The sequence below is a fragment of the Bacillus sp. C30 genome, from assembly GCF_040838255.1.
Classification (GTDB): Bacteria; Bacillota; Bacilli; order Bacillales; family Bacillaceae_G; genus Bacillus_A; species Bacillus_A mycoides.
The window spans coordinates 1-8,371 of record NZ_JBFPJH010000146.1 but is presented as its reverse complement, the minus strand read 5'-3'; the positions used below and the strand labels follow the sequence as shown (position 1 = coordinate 8,371).

Genomic DNA, 8,371 nt, shown 5'->3' with positions numbered 1-8,371 from the left:
GTATATATATAAATACTTTTAATAGAGTGTAATTGGGGAGTGTTCCCTGCTAGAAGGAGGAACAAAATGGAATACGTAATTGAGATGAACAATATTACAAAAGTATTCCCAGGTATTGTAGCGAATGACGATATTACGCTGCAAGTAAAACAGGGAGAGATACACGCTTTACTTGGAGAAAATGGTGCAGGGAAATCAACGTTGATGAATGTACTGTTCGGTTTGTATCAACCAGAACAGGGCGAAATTAAAATTAAAGGAACCCCTGTAAAAATTACAAATCCGAATATAGCAAATGACCTTGGAATTGGGATGGTCCATCAGCACTTTATGCTTGTTCATAATTTTACAGTTACAGAGAATATCATTCTTGGAAATGAGCCGAAGAGAAAAGGGAAAATAGCTGTCGAAGAGGCAGCAAAAGAAATTAAACAATTATCTGAACAGTACGGTTTAGCTGTTGATCCAAATGCAAAGATTGAAGATATTTCGGTTGGGATGCAGCAAAGGGTTGAAATATTAAAGACGCTTTATCGTGGTGCGGAGATTTTAATATTCGATGAACCGACTGCAGTGTTAACTCCTCAAGAAATTCATGAGTTGATTCAAATTATGAAAAAGCTTGTGCAAGAAGGAAAATCTATCATTCTTATTACACATAAATTAAAAGAAATTATGGAAGTTTGCGATCGTTGCACAATTATTCGTAAAGGTAAAGGAATTGGTACAGTTGACGTTGCGAAAATGGATGAACATAAACTTGCAGAATTAATGGTCGGACGTCAAGTGAATTTTAAAACAGAAAAAATAGGGGCCAAACCGAAAGAGGAGGTTCTGTCTGTTGCGAATCTTGTCGTTCATGATGCACGCCAATTACCTGCTGTAAAAGGCCTTGACTTAACTGTTCGTGCAGGAGAAATCGTTGGTATTGCAGGGATTGATGGAAATGGTCAAAGTGAATTAATAGAGGCGATTACTGGTTTACGAAAAGTTGAGTCAGGTTCTATTGCAATTAAAGGAAAAGAAATAACGAATTGGCCTGTTCGAAGAATTACAGAGGAAGGAATTGGTCATATTCCAGAAGACCGTCATAAACACGGGCTAGTTCTTGATTTTTCTGTTAAAGACAATATAGTTTTGCAAACATACTATAAAAATCCATTTTCAAAGAAGGGGATTTTAAATTTTAGCAAAATCACAGAGAAAGCAAAGGCGCTTATTGAACAGTTTGATGTACGTACGCCTAGCGAACAAACATTAGCGCGTGCTCTATCAGGTGGAAATCAGCAGAAAGCTATCATTGCACGTGAAGTAGATCGTAATCCAGATTTATTAATTGCAGCACAGCCAACACGTGGTTTAGATGTAGGTGCGATTGAATTTATTCATAAAAAATTAATCGAGCAGAGAGATAATGGGAAAGCAGTATTACTTCTATCGCTAGAACTGGATGAAATTTTAAATGTAAGTGATCGAGTTGCTGTTATATATGAAGGTAAAATTGTAGCAATTGTCGATGCGAAAGAAACAAATGAACAACAGCTTGGTTTGTTGATGGCTGGCGGAACGGAGAAAGAGAAGGTGAATACAAATGGCTAAAAAATTTTTAACGGAGCGAACAATTAACATTTTAGTTCCTGTATTATCCGTTATTTTTGGTTTACTTGTTGGTGCCATTGTAATGTTAGTTAGTGGATATGATCCAATTGTTGGGTATGCAGCGCTTTGGGAAGGAATGGTTGGAAATCCGCAGGCTATCGGTGAGACGCTACGTACGATGATTCCACTCGTGTTAGCTGGTCTGTCTGTTGCATTTGCGTTTCGTACAGGTCTCTTTAACATTGGGGTAGAAGGACAATTATTAGTCGGATGGCTTGCCGCTGTCTGGTTTGGATATGCAGTATCGTTACCAGTATTTTTGCATATTCCGTTATCTATTTTAGTAGCCGCGATTGCCGGTGGTTTATGGGGATTTATACCTGGATATTTAAAAGGAAAGCTTAAAGTAAATGAAGTAATTGTCACAATTATGATGAACTACATTGCACTTTATGTTACGTATGATCTTATTAAACGTTTTATACATGAAGGTAATGAGAAATCTTATGATGTACAAGCGAGTGCTTCATTAGCTTCTGATTGGCTATCTTCTTTGACAGATGGATCTCGTTTGCACTGGGGAATTGTTGTAGCTATTTTAATTGCTATTGTAATGTGGTTCGTATTAGATAGAACTACGTTAGGATATGAGTTAAAATCGGTTGGTTTTAACCAAAATGCATCGCAATATGCAGGGATGAAAGTCTCTCGTAATGTTGTATTATCAATGACAATTGCTGGCGCTTTTGCTGGAATTGGTGGGGCAATGGAAGGTCTAGGAACATTCCAAAGTATGACGGCAATGACATCGTTTACTGGTATTGGATTCGATGGGATTGCGGTAGCTCTTCTTGGAGGAAATAATCCGTTTGGTATATTATTATCGGCTTTACTGTTCGGTGGTTTGAAAAGTGCAGCCCCGCAAATGAATTTTGAAGCAGATGTACCTTCTGAGTTAATTAATGTTATTATCGCATGTATTATTTTCTTTGTTGCTTGCAGTTATGTTTTACGCTGGGCACTTACACGCATGAGCAAGGAGGGGAAATAAATGAGCTTTATAGATATTTTAGCCATTCTTGTGACTGGTACGTTATATACGGCAGCGCCACTTATTTTTACGGCGTTAGGTGGAGTGTTCAGTGAACGTTCTGGGGTTGTAAATATAGCATTAGAAGGTTTAATGTTATTTGGTGCATTTACTGGTATCGTTACAACGTTATTAATGGGTGATACGTGGGGAGCAATGACTCCTTGGATTGCACTATTATTTGCAGCTATTGGTAGTGGGTTATTTGCACTTCTTCACGCAGTAGCATCCATTACATTCCGCGCGGATCAAGTAGTAAGCGGGGTAGCGATTAACTTTTTGGCTCTCGGTTTAACAGTATTTGCGATTAAGAAAATCTTTGGTAAAGGACAGACTGATTTTATTCAATACCGCATTGAAAAAATCGATGTTCCAGGACTTTCGGATATTCCGGTAATCGGGAAAATCTTTTTCTCAAATGTACCGTTAACATCGTATATTGCCATTATTTTAGCATTTGTTGTTTGGTACATTATTTATAAAACACCGTTCGGTCTTCGTCTACGTGCTGTTGGTGAACATCCAATGGCAGCAGATACGATGGGGATTAATGTATATAAAATGCGTTATATTGCAGTTTGTATATCTGGAATGTTTGCAGGAGTGGGTGGTGCGGTCTTCGCAATGTCGATTTCTGGTAACTTCTCAGGTGCTACAATTACTGGACAAGGTTTCTTAGCACTAGCAGCTATGATCTTTGGTAAATGGAATCCACTTGGTGCTCTTGGAGCAGCGCTGTTCTTCGGATTTGCTCAATCACTTGGGATAACAGGTGGTACAATTCCTATATTAAAAGAAATTCCAAGTGTATTCTTAACGATATTACCGTATGTATTTACAATATTAGCACTCGTTGGTTTTGTAGGCCGATCTGAAGCTCCGAAAGCATTAGGAACGCCTTATGAAAAAGGAAAACGATGAGTATTTAGAAAGTATAAAAAAAGCTCGCACATTAGTGCGGGCTTTTTTACATAGAATATATTTAATACGGAATTTTACTATGTTCCTTACATATTAAAGTTTTTAGAAAGACTCAAATGTAAGCATAATAAGGAAGAAAAGTTGATTTTTTATTTCTAAAAACTGTATATTGAAGAGGAATATTCCTACATACGTAAAGGAGGGCTATTAATGAAACTAATGGAACAGCAACTGCATGAATTAGGTGGCTTGCGAGTACATATTATTCCGACTGATAAATTTAAAACAAATACCTTTGTATTTCGTTTTAAAGCACCTTTAAATGAGGAGACGGTGACAGAGCGTGCCCTATTGCCGTACGTATTGCAAAGTGCGACAGAAAAACTGCCTTCTGTAATTCGTCTTCGTCAATATTTAGAAGAATTATATGGATCTTCTTTAGCGGTAGATGTAAGTAAAAAAGGGGAAGACCATATCATCTCTATTTATGTAGACATTGCAAATGAAACATATTTACGCGATGCACCACCGTTATTTGAAAAAGCGCTTTCTATGTTATCTGATATTGTTTTACATCCAGCAACAGAAGGGGACGGTTTTCTATCTTCTATTGTAGAAAGTGAGAAACGAGCACTCTTGCAACGAATTGAAGCTACTTATGATGATAAAATGCGTTATGCAAACGAGCGTTTAATTGCAGAAATGTGCAAAGTAGAACCATATCGCTTAAGTGCAAATGGAAAAAAAGAAAGTGTTGCTTCTATTACAAATGAAAGTTTGTATCAATATTATCAAAAAGTGTTAGCTGAAGATGAAATGGATTTATATATCATTGGTGATATTTCAGAAGATGCTGTGGAGCTTGTAAATAAGTATTTTTCGATTTCACCTCGCGCTATGAAAGAGAGAAATGTACTTCTTCATAAACGAAATAATGAAGAAAAAGAAATTGTTGAAAAACAAGAACTAAAGCAAAGTAAATTAAATATCGGCTATCGCACATTCATTACGTATAAAGATGAAGATTATTTTGCATTACAATTGTTTAACGGATTATTTGGAGGGTTTTCTCATTCGAAGTTATTCGTAAATGTCCGTGAAAAAAATAGTTTAGCGTACTATGCAGCATCGAGATTTGAAAGTCATAAAGGTTTGCTCTTCGTTATGTCTGGAATTGAAGCGAAGAACTTTGAAAAAGCTGTTGAAATTATTAAAGAACAGATGAAAGCAATGCAAAGCGGTGATTTTTCAGAGGAAGAGATTCAGCAAACGAAAAGTGTAATTCAAAATCAAATCTTAGAGGCAATTGATACACCACGTGGTTTTGTTGAAATGCTTTATCACGGGGTGATTTCAGAGCGTACGCGTCCAGTTGAAGAATGGCTAACGGGCATAGAAAGCGTGACGAAAGAAGAGATTGTGAAAGTTGCTAATAATATTGAACTAGATACAATTTACTTTTTACATGGAACGGAGGGAGAATAAATGGAGAAAATTGTGTATGAGCAATTAAAAGAGACGCTATATTATGAAAAACTTCCGAATGGATTAGACGTATATATCTTACCGAAACAAGGCTTCAACAAAACATTTGCAACATTTACGACGAAGTACGGTTCTGTTGATAATACATTTGTACCGCTTGGAAAAGAAGACATGACTCGTGTACCAGATGGAATTGCTCATTTCCTTGAGCATAAATTGTTTGAAAAAGAGGACCATGACGCGTTTCAATTGTTTAGTAAACAAGGTGCTTCAGCGAACGCTTTTACATCTTTTACAAGAACCGCTTATCTCTTTTCCTGTACATCAAATGTAGAGAGAAATTTAAATACGTTGTTAGACTTTGTACAAGAACCGTATTTCTCTGAAAAAACGGTTGAAAAAGAAAAAGGTATTATCGGTCAAGAAATTCAAATGTACCAAGATAACCCAGACTGGCGTTTATACTTTGGGTTAATCGATAGTTTGTTTGTGAAACATCCAATTAAAATTGATATTGCAGGGACGATTGAGTCTATTAGTAAGATTACAAAAGACCTACTGTATGAATGTTATGAGACTTTTTACCATCCGAGCAACATGTTATTATTTGTTGTTGGAGCGATTGATCCTGAAAAAACAATGGATTTAGTTCGTGAAAATCAAGCGAAAAAAGATTACGAAAATCAACCAGAAATCGTTCGCTCTTTTGAAGAGGAACCAGAAGAAGTAAATGAAAAGAAAAAGATTATTTCAATGCCTGTTCAAACTCCAAAATGTTTAGTTGGTATTAAGGCAACGAATTTAAAAGAAAAAGGGCAAGCTCTGTTAAAACAAGAAATTGCACTTACATTACTTTTAGATTATTTATTTGGAAAAGGGTCAGTTCATTACGAATCTTTATATAATGAAGGTCTTATTGATGATTCGTTCTCGTATGACTATACAGAAGAAAATAACTTCGGTTTTGCAATGGTTGGTGGAGATACGAAGCACCCTGATGAATTGGCAGAGCGATTAAAAGGTATTTTACTACAAACGAATTATGATCAGTTAGATGAGACTGCGCTGGAACGGGTGAAGAAAAAGAAAATTGGTGGATTTTTACGATCGTTGAATTCACCTGAATATATTGCAAATCAGTTTACACGATATGCGTTTAATGAATCTAGTTTATTTGATGCTCTTACAGTGTTAGAAGGATTAACTGTTCAAGACCTACAACAAGCAGCAAAAACATTATTAATTGAAGAGAAAATGAGTGTCTGCCAAGTGTTACCAAAAAAATGAAGTAATATGTGAATAAAAAACGCAGTATCTATATCCCTCATCTAACGTTTGGTTATTGCCAAATGGTAAGATGAGGGTATTATTTATTTATACATAAAAAGATAAGAGAGGGAATTTATGAAAAAGTATGCATTAGTAACTGGAGGAAGCGGAGGGATTGGCTCTGCTATTTCGAAGCAGTTAATCGAGGATGGTTATACAGTCTATATTCATTACAATAAAAGCGAAGAGAAGATAAGGGGGTTACAAAAGGAGTTTGATGCAGTGATTCCTGTGCAAGCAAATTTAGCTTCTATCGATGGAGCAGAGAAATTGTGGGGACAAATCGAACATCCTATTGATGTTATTGTATACGCAGCTGGAAAGAGTATATTTGGATTAGTAACAGATGTTACGAATGAAGAATTAGATTATATGGTGGAGCTTCAAGTGAAGAGTGTATATAGACTTTTATCGATGGCGCTTCCACCGATGATCGGGCGGAGAAGTGGTAATGTTGTTGTTATTTCATCCATTTGGGGGCAAATAGGAGCGTCTTGTGAGGTGCTGTACTCAATGGTGAAAGGTGCACAAAATTCATATGTGAAGGCTTTAGCGAAAGAAGTTTCTCTAAGTGGATTGCGCGTTAATGCGGTAGCGCCAGGTGCGATCGAAACAGAAATGTTAAATGTATTTTCAGAAGATGATAAAAATGAAATTGCTGAAGATATTCCATTAGGTAGAATAGGACTACCCGAAGAGGTAGCAAAAACAGTCTCCTTCCTCGTTTCGCCAGGAGCTTCTTATATTACGGGGCAAATTATCGGAGTGAATGGCGGTTGGCATTGCTAAAAAATTCTTACATAAAAAACAAGAAATTGTACAAATTAAGCATGATTCTATTACTAAAATAGTGAGGTGCTTAAACATGTCAGTGTTAGATAATTTTGATCAGTGGAAGAGCTTTTTAGGAGAACGTTTAGAACAAGCGGGGGGAAAAGGGCTTGATGGTGGTGCCGTATCAGATATGGCATTTCGTGTTGGTGATTATTTAGCAAATGAAGTAGAAGCGCGCAACGATCAAGAAAAATTATTGTCTGAGCTTTGGAAAGTTGCTGATGAACAAGAGCAACATACAATTGCAAATTTAATGGTGAAGTTTGTACAACATAAGTAAAAGTAGAGAGGAGCTTCTCCTCTCTACTTTTTTTGTATAGTAATTAGGAGGAATAGATTATACATTTAGCTTCCCTATTAAGGTGAAATCATATAATATAGTACGTAGGTGTAAAGTAAGCGTAGGGGAGTGATCTTGGATGATTGAATGGTATTTTGAATATGAAATACATAAAAACCGACCTGGCTTACTTGGTGACGTTTCTTCGTTAATCGGTATGCTTGGCATCAATATTGTCACAATTAATGGTGTAGATAATGCACGACGTGGACTTTTGCTTATGTGTGATAATCAAGAACAAATCTCTAGACTTGAATCAATTTTAAATACGATGGATAATATAACGGTAACGAAATATCGTCCGCCAAAGCTTAGAGATAAGCTAGCAGTTAGACATGGTAGGTACATACAACGAGATGCAGATGATAAGAAAACATTTCGATTTGTGCGTGATGAATTAGGATTGCTTGTAGACTTTATGGCGGAGATAATGAAAAAAGAAGGTCATAAATTAATTGGGATACGAGGAATGCCTCGTGTCGGAAAAACAGAATCTATTGTTGCCGCAAGTGTTTGTGCAAATAAGAGATGGTTATTCGTATCATCTACTCTCATTAAGCAAACTGTTCGTAGCCAATTGATTGAAGATGAGTATAGCGACGATAATATTTTCATACTAGATGGAATTGTGTCGACAAAGCGTGCAAATGAAAGACACTGGCAGCTCGTTCGTGAAATCATGAGATTGCCTGCAACGAAAGTTGTGGAACATCCGGATGTGTTTGTGAGTCAGTCAGAATACACATTGGATGATTTTGATTATATTATCGAAT

Annotated in this window: 8 protein-coding genes; all 8 read left to right on the top strand. The window is 36.5% G+C overall.

Translation table 11 applies throughout. The annotated features are described in order from the left end of the window. The first annotated feature begins 66 nt into the window (after positions 1-66). On the top strand, positions 67-1,599 hold the full coding sequence (locus tag AB3X49_RS14170; protein WP_002128712.1) for an ABC transporter ATP-binding protein: 1,533 nt from the start codon (positions 67-69) through the stop codon (positions 1,597-1,599). Further along, positions 1,592-2,650, top strand: coding sequence for an ABC transporter permease (locus AB3X49_RS14165; RefSeq protein ID WP_078421714.1), 1,059 nt, complete (start codon positions 1,592-1,594; stop codon positions 2,648-2,650). The genes AB3X49_RS14170 and AB3X49_RS14165 overlap by 8 nt, the downstream gene beginning before the upstream one ends. After that, a complete protein-coding gene (locus tag AB3X49_RS14160; RefSeq protein WP_002066758.1) occupies positions 2,651-3,610 on the top strand; it encodes an ABC transporter permease in 960 nt (319 codons plus the stop codon). Between the two features lie 210 nt (positions 3,611-3,820). Continuing rightward, positions 3,821-5,095, top strand: a complete 1,275-nt coding sequence (gene yfmF, locus AB3X49_RS14155) for an EF-P 5-aminopentanol modification-associated protein YfmF (RefSeq protein WP_002033691.1) — start codon at positions 3,821-3,823, stop codon at positions 5,093-5,095. Beyond that, a complete protein-coding gene (yfmH, locus tag AB3X49_RS14150; RefSeq protein WP_002014592.1) occupies positions 5,096-6,382 on the top strand; it encodes an EF-P 5-aminopentanol modification-associated protein YfmH in 1,287 nt (428 codons plus the stop codon). A 117-nt stretch (positions 6,383-6,499) separates the two neighbouring features. Further along, on the top strand, positions 6,500-7,213 hold the full coding sequence (gene ymfI / locus AB3X49_RS14145; protein WP_002014593.1) for an elongation factor P 5-aminopentanone reductase: 714 nt from the start codon (positions 6,500-6,502) through the stop codon (positions 7,211-7,213). Positions 7,214-7,289: 76 nt separating this feature from the next. Further along, positions 7,290-7,538, top strand: coding sequence for a DUF3243 domain-containing protein (locus AB3X49_RS14140; protein WP_000114449.1), 249 nt, complete (start codon positions 7,290-7,292; stop codon positions 7,536-7,538). 139 nt (positions 7,539-7,677) lie between these two features. After that, a partial coding sequence (locus AB3X49_RS14135) for a DUF3388 domain-containing protein (RefSeq protein ID WP_367962849.1) occupies positions 7,678-8,371 on the top strand: 694 nt, incomplete at its 3' end.